Annotated in this window: 15 protein-coding genes; 7 read left to right on the top strand and 8 right to left on the bottom strand. The window is 74.6% G+C overall.

Features of this window, described 5'->3' with window-relative positions; all coding sequences use genetic code 11:
- Positions 1-13: 13 nt before the first annotated feature.
- From ABT023_RS10255 to ABT023_RS10230, 6 genes are all read right to left on the bottom strand, one after another.
- On the bottom strand, positions 14-889 hold the full coding sequence (locus tag ABT023_RS10255; RefSeq protein WP_350883777.1) for a septum formation family protein: 876 nt from the start codon (positions 887-889) through the stop codon (positions 14-16).
- A 182-nt stretch (positions 890-1,071) separates the two neighbouring features.
- Positions 1,072-2,121 carry a DUF4352 domain-containing protein gene (locus tag ABT023_RS10250; protein ID WP_350883775.1) on the bottom strand — a complete coding sequence of 350 codons (1,050 nt, stop codon included), beginning with the start codon at positions 2,119-2,121 and terminating at the stop codon, positions 1,072-1,074.
- A 79-nt stretch (positions 2,122-2,200) separates the two neighbouring features.
- The gene (locus ABT023_RS10245; protein ID WP_350883773.1) at positions 2,201-2,857 is read right to left on the bottom strand and encodes a 4'-phosphopantetheinyl transferase family protein; all 657 of its coding nucleotides are present in this window, start codon (positions 2,855-2,857) and stop codon (positions 2,201-2,203) included.
- 234 nt (positions 2,858-3,091) lie between these two features.
- Positions 3,092-3,937: a peptidase gene (locus ABT023_RS10240; protein ID WP_350883771.1), complete on the bottom strand. Its 846-nt coding sequence runs from the start codon at positions 3,935-3,937 to the stop codon at positions 3,092-3,094.
- Positions 3,938-3,939: 2 nt separating this feature from the next.
- Positions 3,940-5,256, bottom strand: coding sequence for a VWA domain-containing protein (locus ABT023_RS10235; protein WP_350883769.1), 1,317 nt, complete (start codon positions 5,254-5,256; stop codon positions 3,940-3,942).
- Between the two features lie 488 nt (positions 5,257-5,744).
- Positions 5,745-7,457, bottom strand: coding sequence for a dolichyl-phosphate-mannose--protein mannosyltransferase (locus ABT023_RS10230; RefSeq protein ID WP_350883766.1), 1,713 nt, complete (start codon positions 7,455-7,457; stop codon positions 5,745-5,747).
- Positions 7,458-7,549: 92 nt separating this feature from the next.
- Between ABT023_RS10230 and rsmI the strand changes: the two genes are divergently transcribed.
- On the top strand, positions 7,550-8,389 hold the full coding sequence (rsmI, locus tag ABT023_RS10225; protein ID WP_502890637.1) for a 16S rRNA (cytidine(1402)-2'-O)-methyltransferase: 840 nt from the start codon (positions 7,550-7,552) through the stop codon (positions 8,387-8,389).
- Between the two features lie 104 nt (positions 8,390-8,493).
- Here the strand turns inward: rsmI and ABT023_RS10220 are convergent, their stop codons facing one another.
- Entirely contained in the window at positions 8,494-9,558 is a 1,065-nt protein-coding gene (locus tag ABT023_RS10220; protein WP_350883762.1) for a hypothetical protein, read from the bottom strand.
- A 210-nt stretch (positions 9,559-9,768) separates the two neighbouring features.
- Here ABT023_RS10220 and metG point away from each other — a divergent pair, with 210 nt between their 5' ends.
- The gene (metG, locus tag ABT023_RS10215) at positions 9,769-11,583 is read left to right on the top strand and encodes a methionine--tRNA ligase (RefSeq protein WP_350883760.1); all 1,815 of its coding nucleotides are present in this window, start codon (positions 9,769-9,771) and stop codon (positions 11,581-11,583) included.
- An 80-nt stretch (positions 11,584-11,663) separates the two neighbouring features.
- On the opposite strand, the gene ABT023_RS10210 is transcribed toward metG, so the two are convergent.
- A complete protein-coding gene (locus tag ABT023_RS10210) occupies positions 11,664-12,515 on the bottom strand; it encodes an alpha/beta fold hydrolase (RefSeq protein ID WP_350883758.1) in 852 nt (283 codons plus the stop codon).
- 105 nt (positions 12,516-12,620) lie between these two features.
- Between ABT023_RS10210 and ABT023_RS10205 the strand changes: the two genes are divergently transcribed.
- From ABT023_RS10205 to ABT023_RS10185, 5 genes are all read left to right on the top strand, one after another.
- Positions 12,621-13,535 (top strand): TatD family hydrolase, encoded by a 915-nt coding sequence (locus tag ABT023_RS10205; protein ID WP_350883756.1) that lies wholly within the window; start codon positions 12,621-12,623, stop codon positions 13,533-13,535.
- The gene (rsmA, locus tag ABT023_RS10200; protein WP_350884007.1) at positions 13,532-14,401 is read left to right on the top strand and encodes a 16S rRNA (adenine(1518)-N(6)/adenine(1519)-N(6))-dimethyltransferase RsmA; all 870 of its coding nucleotides are present in this window, start codon (positions 13,532-13,534) and stop codon (positions 14,399-14,401) included. Before ABT023_RS10205 ends, rsmA begins: the two co-directional genes overlap by 4 nt.
- 9 nt (positions 14,402-14,410) lie before the next feature.
- Positions 14,411-15,367 carry a 4-(cytidine 5'-diphospho)-2-C-methyl-D-erythritol kinase gene (locus tag ABT023_RS10195; RefSeq protein ID WP_350883754.1) on the top strand — a complete coding sequence of 319 codons (957 nt, stop codon included), beginning with the start codon at positions 14,411-14,413 and terminating at the stop codon, positions 15,365-15,367.
- Positions 15,368-15,501: 134 nt separating this feature from the next.
- Positions 15,502-17,307, top strand: a complete 1,806-nt coding sequence (locus ABT023_RS10190; protein ID WP_350883752.1) for an ABC-F family ATP-binding cassette domain-containing protein — start codon at positions 15,502-15,504, stop codon at positions 17,305-17,307.
- A gap of 114 nt (positions 17,308-17,421) precedes the next feature.
- Complete coding sequence (locus ABT023_RS10185; RefSeq protein WP_350883750.1) at positions 17,422-17,877, top strand: DUF4383 domain-containing protein; 456 nt, start codon at positions 17,422-17,424, stop codon at positions 17,875-17,877.
- Positions 17,878-17,879: the final 2 nt, after the last annotated feature.

Genomic DNA, 17,879 nt, shown 5'->3' with positions numbered 1-17,879 from the left:
GACAGCGGGTGCGTCAGCCCTTCAGCGACCGGGTCATGTCGCGGTCGTCCGACCAGTAGAAGCACCGGATCCCGCGGTCGCCACGTTCCCATGCCTCCGGCGACGGCAGCCGGTACGTCGTTCCGGCACCCTGCGCCAGCTTCGCGTTCGGCGTCCCTCGCGTGTAGGCGGCGACCACCGAGCGGCAGCGCCGGTGGATCAGCTTCGAGTCACGGTCGGCCGCCTCGTGCTTACCGTCCGGCGCGGCCCAGACCCCGACGTACTCGAAGCGGTGCGGCTTTGTGCACGGGGCCGGCAAGAGGTTCTCGTACTCGTCCTCCGTGAAGCAGCCGTGGGCCAGCGGCGACGGCCGGTTCAGCACCCCGCGGAGGGTCCCGTCACGCTCCACGGCCCGATCGTCGGGGTGTTCGCGGGCGGTGTTGCCGTCGAGCGCGGGCAGGGTGAAGACGTCGCAGCGGTACCAGCGGCTGCCGTCGGTCCAGTCCTTCGGTTCGGGAACGACCACCTGGACGGACATCAGCCCGCCGCGCCAGTCGGCACCGACGAACGCCGTCGTCCGGGTGTCGCACACCTCGAACGCGGCGCGCAACTCGGTCGAGCCGGGCGGGGGAGGGGTGACCCGGTCGGCGTCGACACCGGTGAAGGCGCCGACGTGCACGGTCTCGGTGCGGTGGGTCTTCGCGCAGTCCACCGTCGTGTACAAGGCCCGGTAACCGACCGTTTCCACCGCTGGGTGACAGGCTCCGGCCTCCGGGACGAACGGCTTTGCCGTAGGGGCGGGACTCTCGCCCCCGGCCGGGTGGCTGTCGGCGTTGCCCGCCGTGTCGCAACCCGTCAGAACGGTGGCCAGCAGCAGCCCGAGGGCCACGCTCCAGGGTCGACGTCGCATCCGATCCTCATCCCGTGCGTCGCGATTGCCGGCACAGCCTAGGGCAGCCTTCGGTCCCGCTGCCATCGAGATTGGCCGCCCGTCGACGCGGCGGAGGCCGCCCCCCGGCAGGGGAGCGGCCTCCGCCGCGCTCACTGTGCGACCGGTCGACGGGCCCGGCCAGCCGGGTACGCGGATCGGACCTACGGCTTCCAGGAGCCGGCGGTCTCCAGCTTGTGCCGGTACTCCATCGCGCCGTTCTGGTTGGCCACGTCGAAGGTGACGCTGCCGGTGCGCTTGCTGCCCTCCCGCAGGTTGACGCCGGAGTCGAGCAGGTCGCCGCAGCCGGCGAACGCGCCGGCGATCCCGTTCTCGGTGGTGCCGTCGTCGGCGACCCACTGGAAGTAGAACGGGTTGATCGACATCTTGCCCTTCTTCACCGTCGCGGTGATGTCCGCGATCAGGTAGAGCCCCTTGTCGGGCGCGGACGAGTACGCCTTGCAGCCCTTGGTCGAGGTGCGGAACCGCAGCACCGTGATTTCCAGGGTGCCCTCGTCGTCGGTGATGACCAGGCTCTGGCCGGCCTTCAGGTTGAACGTCTCACCGTCCGCCGGGGACGAGGACGGGCGGTCGGTCGGCCGGCCGCCCTGAGTACCGGTCTCCACCGGCCCGGGAAGCTGCCGCTCCGCCTCCTTCGCTGCCTCGTCGACGCCCTTGACGAGCACCACCACGCCACCGATGCAGCAGAGCAGGGCGAGCACCGCCGCGACGACCGCGATGATGATGATCGGCTTCTTGTTGCTCTTCTTCGGCTGGACCGGGCCGAGCGGATAGCCCGGGCCGCCCGGCGCGGCACCCGGCTGGTACGGCTGGTACGGCGATCCCGAGGTGGGCGGGTACGGCGTGCCGGACACCGGCGGATACGCCGCGTCCGGGGCGGGCGGCGGCGGGTACCCACCCGGCTGGTACGCCGTGTCCGGGGTGGCCGGTGGCGGGTACCCACCCGGCTGGTACGCCGGATCCGGGGCGGACGACGGCGTGAACCCGCCCTGCGGCGGCTGGTACGGGGCGCCGGAGGCCGGCGGGTACGGGGCGCCGGAAACCGGCGGCGGCGCGTACGGCGCACCGGACACGGGCGGCGGGGGCAGCGGTGCGGTCGGATCGGCCGGCCACTGCGGCACGGGTGCCGTCGGCGGTTCCTGGTTCGGCTGGTATGGATCCTGCGGCCCGTAAGGGGGCTGGGGGTGGCTCACCGTACTCCTCGGCACCTGATCACGATCGCGACGACCTGACGGTATCGCCCCTGGCAAGGCTCCGGGTACACGTACCGTCTCAGCGGGGTAACAGGATGGCGGCGGTGCGGACCAGATCGGCGTCGACAGTGAACCGTCCGGTGATCGTCGCGGGCGGGTCGGGCACCGGGGCCGCCTCCAGCCGGGCGGCGGCGATCCGGGCCGTGAACAGGCCGGAGTCCGGGTCCAGCTCGACCAGGGCGTCGTGGAAGTCGAGCCAGGTGCCGACGATCGGGTGCCAGACCTTGTAGACGGTCTCCTTGGCGCTGAACAGCACCGCCGGCCAGGAGACGCCGGCCGGCAGCCGGGCGCACTCGTCCCACTCCTCGGGCAGGCCGATCAGCCGGCGTACCCCGGCGTTGAGCTCCCTGTGCTGCTCGGCGTCCATGCCGACGGAGCGGACCTGGTCGGTGCGGGCCGCCGCCGCGGCGCAGTAGCCGCGGGTGTGGGTGATGGTGCCGACCACCCCGGCCGGCCAGACCGGGGACCGGTCCGGGGCCGACGGCAGGGCGACCGCCGGCACCCCGAGCCGGGTGAGCGCCCGCCTGGCGCAGACCCGTCCGGCGGTGAAGTCCCGCTGCCGGCTCTCCACCGCCCGCTCGCCGAGGCAGGCCCGCTCGGCGGGCAGCAACTCCCCGGTCCAGTCGTCGGGCCCGGCGACGGCCACCGCCACCTCGGGCGGCAGCAGGTCACGCATTTCCTGCCCCGGCCCCGGCAGCCCCGGCCCGCCAGGCCGGCACCTGCTCGGTGGTCAGCTCCCGGATGCTCATCGGTGCCGAACGTACCGCAAGCGGGTGACACCGGAGGGCCCCGGACGAGCCCCCGCCGGTGGCCGCCCCCCTTGGTCGGAGGGAGCGGCCACCGGCACTCGGCTACGCGGCACGGCCGGGAGGGGCGGTGGGCCGGGCGGGGCGTCGGTCAGGGGCGTCCGTCAGGGGCGGCGCGGGCGGCGGGTCAGGGCGAAGCCGACCACGCCGGCCACGGCGGCCAGCACGCCGCCGACCGTGGTCCAGATCCAGCGCGAGGACCCCTCGGGCAGCCAGCCGGTGAGGAGGGACCCGTCGTCCTCCTCCTCGGCCGGTGCCGCCGCCGGCTCACCGGTCAGCACCGTGCCGGCCTTCGTGTTCGGCACCAGCGGCGCCTTCAGCTCCCCGTCGTCGGCCGGGGCGTCGCCGTCGCCCACGTCCGAGACCAGCAGGTCCACGTCGATCGGCAGCCCGAGGTCCGGTTCCGGCAGGTCCACCACCGAGAGCCGTACGTAGTACGTGCCGGGCAGCGGGTCGGCCGACCACGGCTCCGCCCAGGACCGGACCTGGCGCAGCGTGCAGCCGAGCGCGACGCTGGTCACCGACGCCGCGGCGGTCGGGGTCTGCGCCCCCGCCGTGCACGCCTGCCGGCGGCGCAGGCCGTCGAAGACCTCGACGGTCCAGGTGGACGCGCCGGTGCGGCCCTTGGGGAAGCTTGCCGTCGCGGTGATCTCGTGGACCTGCCCGGCGCGGGCCGGGAAGGACCAGTAGAGGTGGTCGCCGGTCGACGCGCCGACCCGGACCGGCTGCCCGGCGGCGATTCCGGTGGCGGTCAGGAACGAGGTGCCGGCCTTGGTGACCGTGGTGGCCCCGGGGGAGGGGGTGGGCGCGGCGAGCTCGTCCCGGGTCGCGGGGGGCGGCGGGCCGGCCAGCGCGGGCGCGGTCGGCAGGGCCAGCGCGGCGGCGGTCGGCAGCGTCAGGACGGCGGCGGCGGCCAGGGCCGCCCCGGACCGGATCAGCGGGGTACGCATCGTCAGTTCTCCCTCCAGGTCGCGACCCACCAGCGGGTGAGCAGGCCGGCGACGAGGCCGGTGAGCAGGCCGGCCAGGGTCAGCAGCATCAGCAGCACCCAGCCCCGGCCCAGGTCCGGCCCGCCCGGGGCGGGCGACGAGGCGACCACGTCCACGGTCAGTTCGATCGGCATGCCGGGGTTGGCCCGGGTGCCGGGACGGGGCGCGAAGGCGTTGCTGACCACCAGGCAGACGGTGGTCGGGGCGGCGTCCGCGTCGCCCGGCGCCGGGGTCGGCGTCTCCCCCTCGTCGGCGTCGTCCGAATCGGCGGCGGCCGACCAGCGCAGGCCGGCGGAGACCACGTCGGTACGGCCGCTGCCGGCGTCCACGCCGCGGACCAGCTCGCGGCCGTCCGGGGCGGTGGCCCGCAGCAGCACCCCGTAGTCCGGGTTGACCGGGCGGTCCAGCGCGATGCTCACCGAGGCACGCAGCTCCTGCCCGGGGCGCACCGGGACCCGGTACCAGCGGTGCTCGGAGAACTGCTCCCGGTCGGTGTAGACGCCGGGGGCGAGCAGCGGCGCGTCCGGGCAACGGGCGGAGCCGCCCACCACGGCCGGGGCCGCGGTGTACGTGTCGCGGGCCCGGTCGACCAGTTGCTTGATCCGTCCGGTCAGCTCGTCCGCGCTCTGCGCGGCCGTGTACGTCCCGCCGGTCGCGTTGGCGATGCAGAGCAGCTGCCGGCGCACCTTCTCGTCGGGGGCCAGGCCGAGGGTGTCCACCACCAGCTTGGTGCCCTGCGCGGCCAGGTCCCGGGCCACCTCGCAAGGGTCCGGAGGGGCGCAGGTGTCCTCGCCGTCGGTGATCAGCACGATCCGGCGGGCGGTGGCGCCGGTGCCCAGGTCCTGGGCGGCCGAGCGGAGCGCCAGCCCGACCGGGGTGAAGCCGGTGGGCCGGAGGGTCGCCACCGCCGCCTTGGCCTGGGTCCGGTCCACCCGGCCGACCGGCACGATCTGCTGGGTGTCCTGGCAGCCGACCTTCTTGTCCTTGCCCTTGTAGGTGGCGCCGAGGACCCGGATGCCGAGCTGGGTCTCCTCCGGCAGCGCGTCCACGACCTCGTTGAACGCCTGCTGCGCAACGGAGATCCGGCTCCGCCCGTCGATGTCCCGGGCCCGCATCGAGCCGCTGACGTCGAGGACCAGCTCGACCCGGGGCGGCTCGGCGGGGGTCTCCTCGTCGGCCCACGCGGGCGCGGGCCCGCTCAGCACGATCCCGGGACCGATCAGGACGGTCGCCGCCAGCAGTCCACCGAGGACGGATGTCGATCGTCTTCTGTTGATCACCGGGGCGAGTGTAGTGAGATCCACTCCGGACGGTCGGTCGCCCCCCGGCGGCTGCCCCGCACCCGGCCGGCCGCCCCGAGCGGCCCGCATGACCAGCACTCCGGCGGGGGCGGCCGGCCGGGATCTTGCCAGGCCTTCACCGGATGACGGACGGTTAGCTGTCAGGTGTAAACCACCAGGCTGGGGCGAGTCCCGTCGGAAATCTGACCCGAGTCCACCCGTTGTGCCGATGGTTCCCGGTGGTTAAGCTTCACGTGCGCGCCCCAATCGCCCGCTTCCCCCGTGGCAGGCGATCGGGGCGCGCTTCTTCGTGCCCGGGCCCCCTGAGGTCCTCGCGCCGTAGCTGCCGGCTATCTGATATCCGACGTCGCCTCCGGTTTCCGCTACCGGCTGTCCGCGCCCGCCCCGTCATCACCGTCCGCGACGGCCGGAGTGCTCCGACGCCGGCGGCCGACCACCCGGCGCGGGGCCCCGCCGCCGGGCCGTCGTCAGGTCCAGCGGCCGTCCAGCCAAATCCGGGCCGACCACTCCGCGTACGGCAGCAGTCTTCCCACGAAGATCGGATAGAAGTACGCGAAGCAGAGCGCGACCAGCAGCACGTACACGCCGACCGCGATCCCGCCGACCAGTCGGCGGTCGGCCGCGTCGTCCGGCCCGGGGGGCGGGTCCCCGGCCGGTGCCCGGGCCCCGGCGGGGGCGGGGGAGGCGATGGCGCCCAGCACGTAGACCACCGCCAGCACCAGGAACGGCAGGGCCGGCGCGGCATAGAAGGAGAACATCGTCCGCCCGTCCAGGGCGAACCAGAACCAGGGCAGCAGGCCGGCCGCCGCGCAGAGCAGGATCGCCCCGGCCCGCCAGTCCCGCCGGGCCACGCCGATCCAGGCCGCCCCGAACAGGGCGGGCAGGAACGACCACCACAGCAGCGGCGTGCCGAGCAGCAGGACTTCGGAGGCGCAGGTCGGCGCTCCGCAGGCGCCGTCACCGGACCAGTGGAACGCCACCGGCCGGCCGAGCAGCAGCCACTGCCAGGGCCAGGACTGGTACGGGTGTGATTTGTCCAAGGTTGTGTGGAAGCCGTACGCGGCCTTGTGGTACTCCCACAGGTTGTTCAGCGCCCCGAGGTACGGGGTGTCGCTGAGCCCGGGCATGTTCGGGCCGGCGTGCCGGTAGTAGCCGTCGTCGGTCAGCAGCCAGCCTGACCAGGTGGCCACGTAGGTGACGACCATCAGCACCCCGGCCAGCGCAAGCCAGGGCACCTCGTCGAGCAGGGCGTCGCGCCAGGGCCGGCGCACCCCGGCGGATCGGCGGACGCCCACCTCCCAGAACAGGGCCAGCAGCGCGAAGGCCGGCAGGAAGTACACGGCGCTCCACTTCACCGCGCAGGCGCAGCCGAGCAGCACCCCGGCCGCCAGCCGCCACCAGGGCCAGTTCCGCCAGCCGCCGGCCGGCCGGCCGGCCCGTCCCGCGGCGGTGGGGTCCAGCCCGGCCTCCAGCGCCCGGCTCCACCGCCGCCGGCGGGCGTCCCGGTCGAGGACCAGGGCGCCGAACGCGGCCAGCACGAACAGCAGCAGGAAGATGTCGAGCAGGGCGGTGCGGGAGAGCACCAGGTGGAAGCCGTCCAGGGCGAGCAGCAGGCCGGCGACGCAGCCAAGGGTGGTGGAACGGAACAACCGGCGGCCGATGCGGACCAGCAGCAGCACCGACACGATGCCGGCGATCGCGGCGCCGATGCGCCAGCCGAACTCCGGGGCGGTGGTCATCAGGTGCCCCGGCACGGAGATGTTGTGCTCGGCGTCGGAGTAGCCGAAGGCCCACTCGCCGAGCCCGATCAGCCACTTGCCCAGCGGCGGGTGCACCACGTACGACGGGCCGTTGTCCTTGTAGTTCCACTCGACGCCCTTGTCGACCAGCCCCCAGCCGTCGCGGGCGTAGTAGATCTCGTCGAAGATCTTGCCCTTCGGGCTGCTGAGGTCGACCAGGCGCAGGATCGCCGCGATCGCCACCACGACGGCGGTGGCCAGCCACGAGTTGACGTCCAGCCGGGCGTCGACGGTCGCCAGCCGCCGCCGCACGATCGCGGGGACGCCCCCACCGCCGCTGATGGGGGCAGGCGCGGACTCGTCGGTCGCGGCGCCGGTTCCGGCGTGCTCCGTTTTCGCCTGGCCCGCGCTTGCACTCTGCGCTGTCGACGCACTCGTCACCAAGCGATCGTAGGCTGCGGAGGTGCCCGGTGGCGCCCGTCGTCCCCAATACCGGCACAGATGTCGATGAAGGAGTAAGTCTCGTGGGTGAAATGTCCGAAGTTGGTCGCCTGGTCCTCCTCGGCGCGCCGCTCGGCAACCCGGCCGACGCGTCCGGCCGGTTCCGCGAGGTGCTCGCCACCGCCGACGTGGTCGCCGCCGAGGACACCCGGCGGCTCACCCGGCTGGCCCGGGACCTCGACGTCACCGTGCCCGGCCGGATCGTCTCCTATTTCGAGGGCAACGAGGAGCGCCGCACCCCCGAGCTGGTCGAGGTGCTCCGCGAGGGGTACGTCGTCGCCCTGGTCACCGACGGCGGGATGCCCAGCGTCTCCGACCCGGGGTACCGGCTGGTCCGGGGCGCGCTCGACGCCGGTGTGCCGGTGACCGCCGCCCCCGGCCCGAGCGCCGTCACCACCGCGTTGGCCCTGTCCGGGCTGCCCAGCGACCGGTTCTGCTTCGAGGGCTTCCTGCCCCGCACCCCCGGCGCTCGGCGCTCCCGGTTGCGCGCCCTGGCCGGCGAGGAGCGGACCCTGGTGCTCTTCGAGGCCCCGCACCGGATCGCCGGGGCGCTCGCCGACCTGGCCGCCGAGTTCGGCGCCGACCGGCCGGCGGCGCTCTGCCGCGAGCTGACCAAGACGTACGAGGAGGTGGTCCGCCGGCCGCTCGGCGAGCTGGCCACCTGGGCCGCCGACAGCGGGCCGCGCGGCGAGATCACCCTGGTGGTGGCGGGTGCCGCGCCGGCAGCCGCCGAGCGACCGGACGACGCGACGCTGCGCGCCGCCGTGGCCGAACGGGAGGCCGCCGGCCTGTCCCGGCGAGACGCGATCACCGAGGTCGCCACCGGGTACGGCCTGCGCCGCCGCGACGTCTACGCGGTCGTGCACGCCTGAGGTGTCGGGAGGTCGCCCCCGTCGTCGCCCGGCCGGCGGCGCGGGTGCGGCCAGGTGGGCGACGGGACACGGGAGATCCCCGCCCCGTCCGCCCGGCGGGGGCGTCACCAGGCGTCGGCAAGGAAGCCGGCCGTGATCACGAGCGGGCCGGCCACGGCGGCGGCCACCGCCCAGCGGCGGGCCCGCCGGTCGGTGAACAGGGTGGCGCCGGTGCACCGGGCGATCGCCCCACCGCACGCCAGCACCAGCAGCAACCCGAGCAGCCAGCGCAGGTGCCGGCCGACCCCGGTGTCGGCGTACGCCGCGTCGGACGTCGGCCCGGTCATCCCGGCCGGCAGGACGGAGCCGGCGGCGCTGCGCTCGGCGGGCACGCCGCTGATCCGCACCCCGAACGCGACGTACCGGCCGTCGTCGGCGGTGAAGATCCCCCGGCAGCGCTGGGTCAGCCCGCCGCCGGTGCACTCGTCGACCACCACGGTGCCGGTGACGCGGTGCCCGACGGCCAGCCAGAACGGGCCGACGCTCACCCAGGCGAAGAACGCGGCGAGCAGGCTCAGCGCCAGAAGCGCGGAGAGCCCCCGCCAGGGCTCCGGCGGCCGGGCGGGGCGGTCGGCCCGCCGCCGTCGGGCCCGGGCCGCCCGGTCGCCGTCGCCCTGCCGCCACCGGCCGTGCCCTTCCCCGAGCGGCGTGCCGTCCCAGTGCACCTCCTCGATCGGTGCCCAGAACGGCCCGTCGTCGGACCCCGGCGGGTCGCCGACGGCGGTTCCCGGGCGGGGCCGCCCGCCCGGCTGCCGGACCGGGACCCGGCGCGGCACGGCGCCGACCGGTGCCCCCGTGGTCGGCTCCACCTCCACCGGCCGGCCGGGGCCGCCGGTGGCCTGCCCGGGAACGACACCCGAACCGGACAGCAGCGCGCCCGGCCCGGGTGCGGGGTCCGGCCCCGGCAGGGCGATGGGCGGGGTTGGCCCCGGCAGGGCGATCGGTCCGGTCGGCCGGGGCGTGGTGGCGGCGGACGCCCCGGTCGGTTCGGCGGGCGGGACCGGCCGGGGCTGTGGCGCCACGGCCCCGGCCCGGGGCGACGGTCCGGGCGGCGGGTCGTCGTCGCGGGCGGACCCGGCGGGCGGCTCCTCGTGGTCCCGGGCGGCTCGGCTGGCGGTCACGGGCTTCATTGGACACCGGTCGGCGTGGGTGTCCAGGCAGCTCAGGCCGCGTGTCGGCGACAATTCGGGCAACGATCGTCCGCTCGACGCCGCCCGGCCGCCGAGGCCCCCTCGCCCCGCCCCGTCCGCGCCGGCCCGGGGGTGCCCGGCGGGGCGTCGACCGCCCGGGTGGCCTGTTGGTTCGCGGCGTACCCGGCGAGGTCACTAGGCTTGCTGGTCATGAGTCACGTTCTCGCGGCGGTAGCCTGGCCTTACGCCAACGGCCCGCGCCACATCGGCCACGTCTCCGGTTTCGGCGTTCCCTCCGACGTCTTCGCCCGGTACATGCGGATGGCCGGCCACGACGTGCTCATGGTGTCCGGCACCGACGAGCACGGCACCCCGATCCAGGTGCAGGCCGACGCCGAGGGGGTCACCCCGCGCGCGCTGGCCGACCGGTACAACCGGGTGATCGCCGAGGACCTGCGGGCGCTCGGGCTGTCGTACGACCTGTTCACCCGCACCACCACCCGCAACCACTACGCCGTGGTGCAGGAACTGTTCTCCGGGATGCACCGCAACGGCTACATCGTTCCGAAGGTCACCGTCGGCGCGATCTCCCCGTCCACCGGCCGGACCCTGCCCGACCGGTACATCGAGGGCACCTGCCCGATCTGCGGGTACGACAGCGCCCGCGGCGACCAGTGCGACAACTGCGGCAACCAGCTCGACCCGGTCGACCTGATCAACCCGAAGTCCAAGATCAACGGCGAGACGCCGGAGTTCATCGAGACCGAGCACTTCTTCCTCGACCTGCCGGCCCTGGCCGACGCCCTGCGGCAGTGGCTGGACAGCCGGGAGGGCTGGCGGCCCAACGTGCTGCGGTTCTCGAAGAACCTGCTCGACGACCTTCAGCCCCGGGCGATCACCCGGGACCTGGACTGGGGCGTGCCGATCCCCCTCGACGGCTGGCGGGACCGGCCGGACAAGCGGATCTACGTCTGGTTCGACGCGGTCATCGGCTACCTGTCCGCGTCCATCGAGTGGGCCCGCCGCACCGGCGACCCGGAGGCGTGGCGGAAGTTCTGGAACCCGAAGGACGCCGAGGGCGGCACCGCCGGTGGCGCGCAGAGCTACTACTTCATGGGCAAGGACAACATCGTCTTCCACTCGGTGATCTGGCCGGCGCTGCTCGACGGCTACTCGGGCGAGGGCACGCGCGACGGCGAGCCGGGCCGGCTGGGCCGGCTCAACCTGCCCACCGAGGTGGTCTCCAGCGAGTACCTGACCATGGAGGGGCGCAAGTTCTCCTCCTCCCGCAAGGTGGTCATCTACGTCCGGGACTTCCTGGAGCGGTACGACGCCGATGCGCTGCGCTACTTCATCGCCGTCGCCGGCCCGGAGAGCAACGACACCGACTTCACCTGGGCCGAGTTCCTCCGCCGCAACAACGACGAGCTGGTCGCCGGCTGGGGCAACCTGGTCAACCGGTCCGTCTCGATGGCGGCGAAGAACTTCGGCGCGATCCCGCCGGTCGACCCGGCGGGGCTCACCGAGGCAGACGAGGCGCTGCTCGCCGCCGCCCGGGCCGGCTTCGACACCGTCGGCGACCTGATCGGTCGGCACCGGCAGAAGCAGGCCATCGGCGAGGCGATGCGGGTCGTCGCCGAGGCGAACAAGTACCTCTCCGAGCAGGCCCCGTGGAAGCTCAAGGACGAGGCGGACAAGCCCCGGATGGGCACCATCCTGCACGTCGCCCTCCAGGTGATCAGCGACGCGAACACGCTGCTCACCCCGTTCCTGCCGCACTCCGCGCAGAAGATCCACGAGCTGCTCGGCGGCACCGGCGTGCACGCGCCGATGCCCGTGCTGGAGGAGGTCGACGACCTCGACGGCGGGCCCGCGTACCCGGTGCTGACCGGGGACTACACGGTCGGGACGCGCTGGGAGTCCGTACCGCTGGAGGCGGGCCGGCCGCTCGCGGCGCCGAAGCCGGTCTTCCGCAAGCTCGACCCGTCGATCGTCGACGAGGAACTGGCCCGGCTCACCGGCTGACCACCGCGCCGGCCCGACCCACCGCGCCGGCGCGGCCCCCGCCCCCGGGGACCGCGCCGGCCGTACGGTCGGCGGCGACCTCAGCGCCGGGCCATCGCCGGGGCCACCACGAACTCCAGGATCGCGCGGTTCACCTCGTCGCTGTTGGTCCACGGGATGCCGTGCGGCGCTCCCTTGAGCGTGGTCAGCCGGCTGTCGGGCAGCATCGGCTGCAATCGCTGCCCGGTCGCCGCGTACGGCAGCACCCGGTCCTGGTCGCCCTGCACGATCAGCACCGGCACGTCGATCCGGGGCAGGTCCGGCCGGAAGTCGGTCAGCCAGGCGTCCACGCTCTGGTACGTGCCGATCGCCGAGGCCCGCGTGCCGATCTCCCAGTGCGCCCGGTACGCCTCCTCACTGACCAATTTGCCCTTGTTCTCCGCATAGTTGAAGAAGTTGTCGCAAAAGCTGGTGAGGAACGCGAACCGGTCGGCGAGGATCGCCTGCTGGAAACCGTCGAAGAGACTCCGGTCCAGCCCCTCCGGGTTGTCGGCGGTCTTCAGCAGGAACGGCGCGAGCGGGGCGAGCAGCACCGCCCGGTCCACCCGGCCCGACCCGTACGTGCCGAGGTAGCGGGTCACCTCCCCGGTGCCCATCGAGTGCCCGATCAGGATCACGTTGCGCAGGTCCAGCTCGGTCAGCAACACGTCCAGGTCGGCCGCGAACGTGTCGTAGTCGTACCCGGCGGCCGGCTGGCTGGAGTTGCCGAAGCCCCGCCGGTCGTACGTGATCGTGCGGTGGCCGGCGGCGAGCAGGGCGCTGGTCTGCTTCTCCCAGGTCGCCCCGTTGAACGGGAACCCGTGGATCAGCACCACCGGCTGCCCGGCGCCGTGGTCCTCGTAGTACAGGTCGATGGGCGCGGAGTTCTCCGCGCCGACGGTGATGAAGGGCATGTCTTCTCCCGGAGCGGGGTCGGGGCCGTCGGACGCCCGGCGCATTCCCGGCCCTCCCGCCGTTATGCCCGCCCACCACCGCTCCGGGCCGACCGGCGGTGTGTGATGCTGACGGCGATGACCGAGCCGACTGAGTCCCGCCGCCAACGGGCCACCCGCCGGGCCGGGGAGTTCCCGCCCGCGCCCGAGCCGCTGCCCCGCCCCGTGCCGGACAGCCACACCCACCTGGACATCACCGTCACCGAGGCCGGCGCCCCGGCCGGCGGGGCGGGTGGGAACGCCGCCGCCGCCGACCCGGTCGCGGCGGCCGTCGCGGTGGCCGCCGAGGCCGGCGTGGACCGGCTCGTCCAGGTCGGCGTGGACGTGAGGTCCTCCGGGTGGAGCGCCGACGCGGCCGACCGCTACCCGGCGGTGCTGGCCACCGTCGCCCTGCACCCCAACGAGGCGCCCCGGCTGGCGGACCTCGACGAGGCGCTGCGGCAGATCGAGGCGCTCGCGGCCCGGGACCGGGTGCGCGGGATCGGCGAGACCGGGATGGACTTCTTCCGCACCGGCGACGAGGGCCGGGCCGCGCAGGAGGAGAGCTTCCGGGCGCACATCGCCATCGCCAAGCGGTACGGCAAGGCCCTGGTCGTCCACGACCGGGACGCGCACGCCGACGTGCTGCGGATCCTCGACGACGAGGGCGCCCCGGACACCGTCGTGCTGCACTGCTTCTCCGGCGACGCCGGGTTCGCCGCCGACTGCGTGCGCCGCGGCTACCTGCTCAGCTTCGCGGGCACCGTCACCTTCGGCAGCGCCGTCGCGCTGCGCGAGGCCGCCGCGCTCACCCCGCTCGACCAGCTCCTGGTGGAGACCGACGCGCCGTACCTCACCCCCACCCCGCACCGGGGGCGGCCCAACGCGTCGTACCTCATCCCGCTCACCGTGCGGGCGCTGGCCGCGACCGCCGGCGCGGACCTCGACGAGCTGTGCGCGGCGCTGTCGGCCAACGGCGAGCGCGCCTTCGGCCCGTGGTGACCGGCCTGCTCGGCCCGGCGGAGATCCGGGAACTCGCCGCCCGCCTCGGGGTGCACCCGACCAAGAAGCTCGGCCAGAACTTCGTGCACGACCCGAACACCGTGCGCCGGATCGTCACCGTCGCCGGCCTGGCCCCGGACGACGTCGCCCTGGAGGTCGGCCCCGGCCTCGGCTCGCTCACCCTGGCCCTGCTGCCGGTGGCCGCGCACACCCATGCCGTGGAGCTCGACCCGACGCTGGCCGCCGCGCTGCCGGAGACCGCTGCCCGGTTCGCCGGGCCGGCCGCCGCCCGGCTGACCGTGCACCACGCCGACGCCCTGCGGATCGGTGCCGCCGAGCTGGCCGACCCCGCGCCGACCGCGCTGGTGGCGAACCTGCCGTACAACGTGGCCGTGCCGGTGGTGTTGCACCTGCTGGCCGAGCTGCCCAGCCTCCGGCAGGGCCTGGTGATGGTGCAGAAGGAGGTCGCCGACCGGCTCGTCGCCGGCCCCGGCTCCAAGGTCTACGGCATCCCGTCGGTCAAGCTCGCCTGGTACGCCCGCTCCCGCGCCGCCGGTAAGGTGCCGCCCAACGTGTTCTGGCCGGTGCCCAACGTCGACTCCGGCCTGGTCGCCTTCACCCGCCGCGAGCCGCCCCGCCCGGAGGTGCCCCGGAAACAGGTCTTCGCCGTCGTGGACGCCGCTTTCGCCCAGCGCCGCAAGACCCTGCGGGCCGCCCTGGCCGGCTGGGCCGGCGGCGCGGACCGGGCCGCCGCGGCGCTCACCGCCGCCGGCGTCGACCCCGGCGCGCGCGGCGAGTCGCTCACCGTCGAGCAGTTCGCCGCCATCGCCGCGTCGGCCCCGACCGCCCCACCGGCCGCGCAGTAGGCTGGCGCGGTGACCGAGGCCTGGGGACCGGACGACGATGACGACCAGCAGCGGCGCGGGGCCAGCGGCCCGGTCCGGGTGCGGGTGCCCGCCAAGGTCAACCTGCACCTCGGGGTGGGCCCGCTGCGCCGGGACGGCTACCACGAGCTGAACACCGTCTACCACGCCATCTCGATCTACGACGAGCTCACCGCCCGCCGCGGCGACACCCTCACCCTGACGATGGAGGGGGAGGGCACCGGCGAACTGGCCCTGGACGACACCAACCTGGCCATCCGGGCCGCCCGCGCCCTCGCCGGGTACGCGGGCGTCGCGCCGCACGCCCGGCTGCACCTGCGCAAGCAGATCCCGCTGGCCGGCGGGCTGGCCGGCGGCAGCGCCGACGCCGCCGCCGCGCTGGTCGCCTGCGACGCCCTCTGGGGTACCGGGCTGTCCCGCGACGAGCTGGCCGGGATCGCCGCCGACCTCGGCTCCGACGTGCCGTTCCTGATCTACGGCGGCACCGCGCTCGGCACCGGCCGGGGTGAGGCGGTCAGCCCCGTGCTGGCCCGCGCCACCTCCTGGCACTGGGTGGTCGCCATCGCCGACGGCGGGCTGTCCACCCCCGCCGCGTACGCCGAACTCGACCGGCTCCGCGACGCCGGGGCCGCCGGCCCGCCGCTGCGCAGCACCGACGGGCTGCTCGCCGCGCTGCGGCAGCGGGACCCCCGGGTGCTCGCCGCCAGCCTCGGCAACGACCTCCAGGACGCCGCGCTCGCCATGCGCCCGTCCCTGGCCGGCACCCTGAAGGCCGGCGAGGCCGCCGGGGCGCTCGCCAGCATCGTCTCCGGCTCCGGGCCGACCTGCGTGTTCCTCGCCGCGAACGCCGACGACGCCGAGCGGATCGCCGCCGAGCTGGCGACCGCCGGGGTGTGCCGCCAGGCGCGCACCGCGCACGGCCCGGTGCCCGGCGCGCGGATCGGCTGAGCCGGGAACACGCTCGCCCGGCGGGCGGAGCGTACGCCCGCCGGGGCGCCCCGGCGGGTCCGCGTACCCTTGGAGGCCAGGCGTCCCCAGGTGCCCGCCGGCACCGGGACGCCTTCATCATGAAAGGTGGCTTCGTGGCCAACATCGTCAACCTGGACCGGGTGTCCAAGGGGTACGGCGCCGCCGGGCCGCTGCTCACCGACGTCTCGCTCGGCCTCGACGACGCCGACCGGATCGGCGTGGTCGGCCTCAACGGGGCCGGCAAGTCCACCCTGCTGCGGCTGCTCACCAAGCAGGAGGACCCGGACGACGGCCGGGTCACCCACCGCCGCGACCTGCGCGTGCTCTGGCTGCCGCAGGCTCTGACCCTCACTCCCGAGGCCACCGTCCGGGACGTGGTGCTCGGCACCGCCTGGCTCGGCGAGAGCATGGGCGCCGAGCACGAGTGGGCCGGCGACGCCGGGGTCCGCGGCATCCTCGACGGCCTCGGCATGCCCCACCTCGGCCTCGACCAGCCCGTCGGCCCGATGTCCGGCGGCGAGCGCCGCCGGGTGGCGCTGGCCGCCCTGCTGGTGCGCGACTCCGACCTGCTCATCCTCGACGAGCCCACCAACCACCTCGACGTCGGCGGCGTCGACTGGCTGGCGAGGCACCTGGTCGGCCGCAAGGGCGCCCTCGTCGTGGTCACCCACGACCGGTGGTTCCTCGACGCGGTCTGCACCGCCACCTGGGAGGTCGCCGACCAGACCGTCCGGGCGTACGAGGGCGGCTTCGCCGCCTGGACCCTGGCCCGCGTCGAGCGGGAGCGGGTCGCCGCCGCCACCGAGGCCCGCCGGCAGAACCTGCTCCGCAAGGAGATCGCCTGGCTGCGTCGGGGCCCGCCCGCCCGGACCTCCAAGCCGCAGTTCCGGATCGACGCCGCCAACGCGCTGATCGCCGACGTGCCGCCGGCGCGCGACACCATGTCGCTGCAACGGATGGCCACCGCCCGGCTCGGCAAGCAGGTGTACGACCTGGAGGGCGTCCGGCTGCACGCCGGCCCGAAGGAGATCCTGCACGACGCCACCTGGCACGTCGGCCCCGGTGACCGGATCGCCATCCTCGGCCGCAACGGCGCCGGCAAGACCACCCTGCTGCGGATGCTCGCCGGCATCACCCGCCCCGACGCCGGACGGTTCGCCACCGGCTCCACCGTCCGGCCCGCGTTCCTCTCCCAGGAGCTGGCCGAGCTGCCCGGTCACCTGCGCGTCCTCGAAGCCGTCGAGGAGGTCGCGCGCCGGGTTCAGCTCGGCGACCGGGAGGTCTCCGCCGCCCAGCTCGCCGAGGTCTTCGGCTTCGACGACCGCCGGCTCTGGACCCCGGTCAGCGACCTCTCCGGCGGGGAGCGCCGCCGGCTCCAGATGCTCCGGCTGCTCGCCGGCGAGCCCAACGTGCTGCTCTTCGACGAGCCCACCAACGACCTGGACACCGACACCCTCGCCGCGCTGGAGGACCTGCTCGACTCCTGGCCCGGCACCGTCATCGTGGCCAGCCACGACCGGTACCTCATCGAGCGGGTCACCGAGACGGCGTACGGGATGTTCGGCGACGGTCGGCTGGTGCACCTGCCCGGCGGCGTCGACGAGTACCTGGCCCGGACCGCGAACCAGCCGCTGGCCGCGGTCGCCGGCGGACCCACCGCCACGGCGGGCGCCACCCCGCCGGCCGGCGGGATGTCCGCCGCCGAGGCCCGGCAGGCGAAGAAGGACCTCACCCGGCTGGAACGCCAGATCGGCAAGCTGGACCAGCGGGAGGCGGCGCTGCTCGACCAGCTCGCCGCGAACGCCACCGACTACGCCAAGGTCGCCGAGCTGGACGCCCAACTCAAGGACGTGCGGGCCGAACGGGAGCAGGTCGAGGAGACCTGGCTGGCCCTCGCCGAGCAGGTCCCCGGGAACTGAGCCGGCCGGCTCACGGAAGGCGAGCCGGCCTCGGGTGGGGGGTGTGCGGCGTCACAGCCCGCCGTGCGGGACAATCAGGTGACCCCTCACCCGCACGGTCTTGGAGATTCAGACATGGCCCACACCCCCGTCAACCACCCCGCGCGGCCGATCTACCGGGCGATCGGCGGGCTCGTTGGTCTGTACTTCGTGGTCTTCGGAGTGCTCGGCGTCATCGCCAGCGCCGGCAACGACTTCTTCGCCCAGGATGACACGAAGGTGCTCGGCCAGGGGACCAATCTCGGTTTCTCGTTGCTCAGCGTCCTGATCGGCGTCGCGATCCTGGCCGGCACCGCGATCGGCCGCAACCTCGACGTCGCGATCAACCAGTGGCTGGCGTACGCGCTCATGGTCCTCGGCCTGGCCGCGCTGGCCTTCCTGCACACCGACGCCAACATCTTCAACTTCACCGTCTTCACCGACATCGTGGTGCTGACCCTCTCGCTGGTGCTGCTGATGGTCGGCATGTACGGCAAGATCGGCACCGAGGAGGAGAGCGAGGCCTGGCAGAAGGCCCGGCTCGTCCTCTGACC

It is taken from the genome of Micromonospora sp. NPDC002296, from assembly GCF_040296145.1.
Classification (GTDB): domain Bacteria; phylum Actinomycetota; class Actinomycetes; order Mycobacteriales; family Micromonosporaceae; genus Micromonospora.
Note: the sequence above shows the minus strand (reverse complement) of the source record. Positions and strands in the feature narration are given on the sequence as shown.

Excerpts from the sequence above, each read along its gene's own strand:
- ABT023_RS10255 (WP_350883777.1), bottom strand. The coding sequence starts at position 889 with ATGCGACGTCGACCCTGGAGCGTGGCCCTCGGGCTGCTGCTGGCCACC.
- ABT023_RS10245 (WP_350883773.1), bottom strand. The coding sequence starts at position 2,857 with ATGCGTGACCTGCTGCCGCCCGAGGTGGCGGTGGCCGTCGCCGGGCCC.
- ABT023_RS10240 (WP_350883771.1), bottom strand. The coding sequence starts at position 3,937 with ATGCGTACCCCGCTGATCCGGTCCGGGGCGGCCCTGGCCGCCGCCGCC.
- rsmI (WP_502890637.1), top strand. The coding sequence starts at position 7,550 with ATGTCCGAAGTTGGTCGCCTGGTCCTCCTCGGCGCGCCGCTCGGCAAC.
- ABT023_RS10220 (WP_350883762.1), bottom strand. The coding sequence starts at position 9,558 with ATGAAGCCCGTGACCGCCAGCCGAGCCGCCCGGGACCACGAGGAGCCG.
- metG (WP_350883760.1), top strand. The coding sequence starts at position 9,769 with ATGAGTCACGTTCTCGCGGCGGTAGCCTGGCCTTACGCCAACGGCCCG.
- ABT023_RS10210 (WP_350883758.1), bottom strand. The coding sequence starts at position 12,515 with ATGCCCTTCATCACCGTCGGCGCGGAGAACTCCGCGCCCATCGACCTG.
- ABT023_RS10205 (WP_350883756.1), top strand. The coding sequence starts at position 12,621 with ATGCTGACGGCGATGACCGAGCCGACTGAGTCCCGCCGCCAACGGGCC.
- ABT023_RS10185 (WP_350883750.1), top strand. The coding sequence starts at position 17,422 with ATGGCCCACACCCCCGTCAACCACCCCGCGCGGCCGATCTACCGGGCG.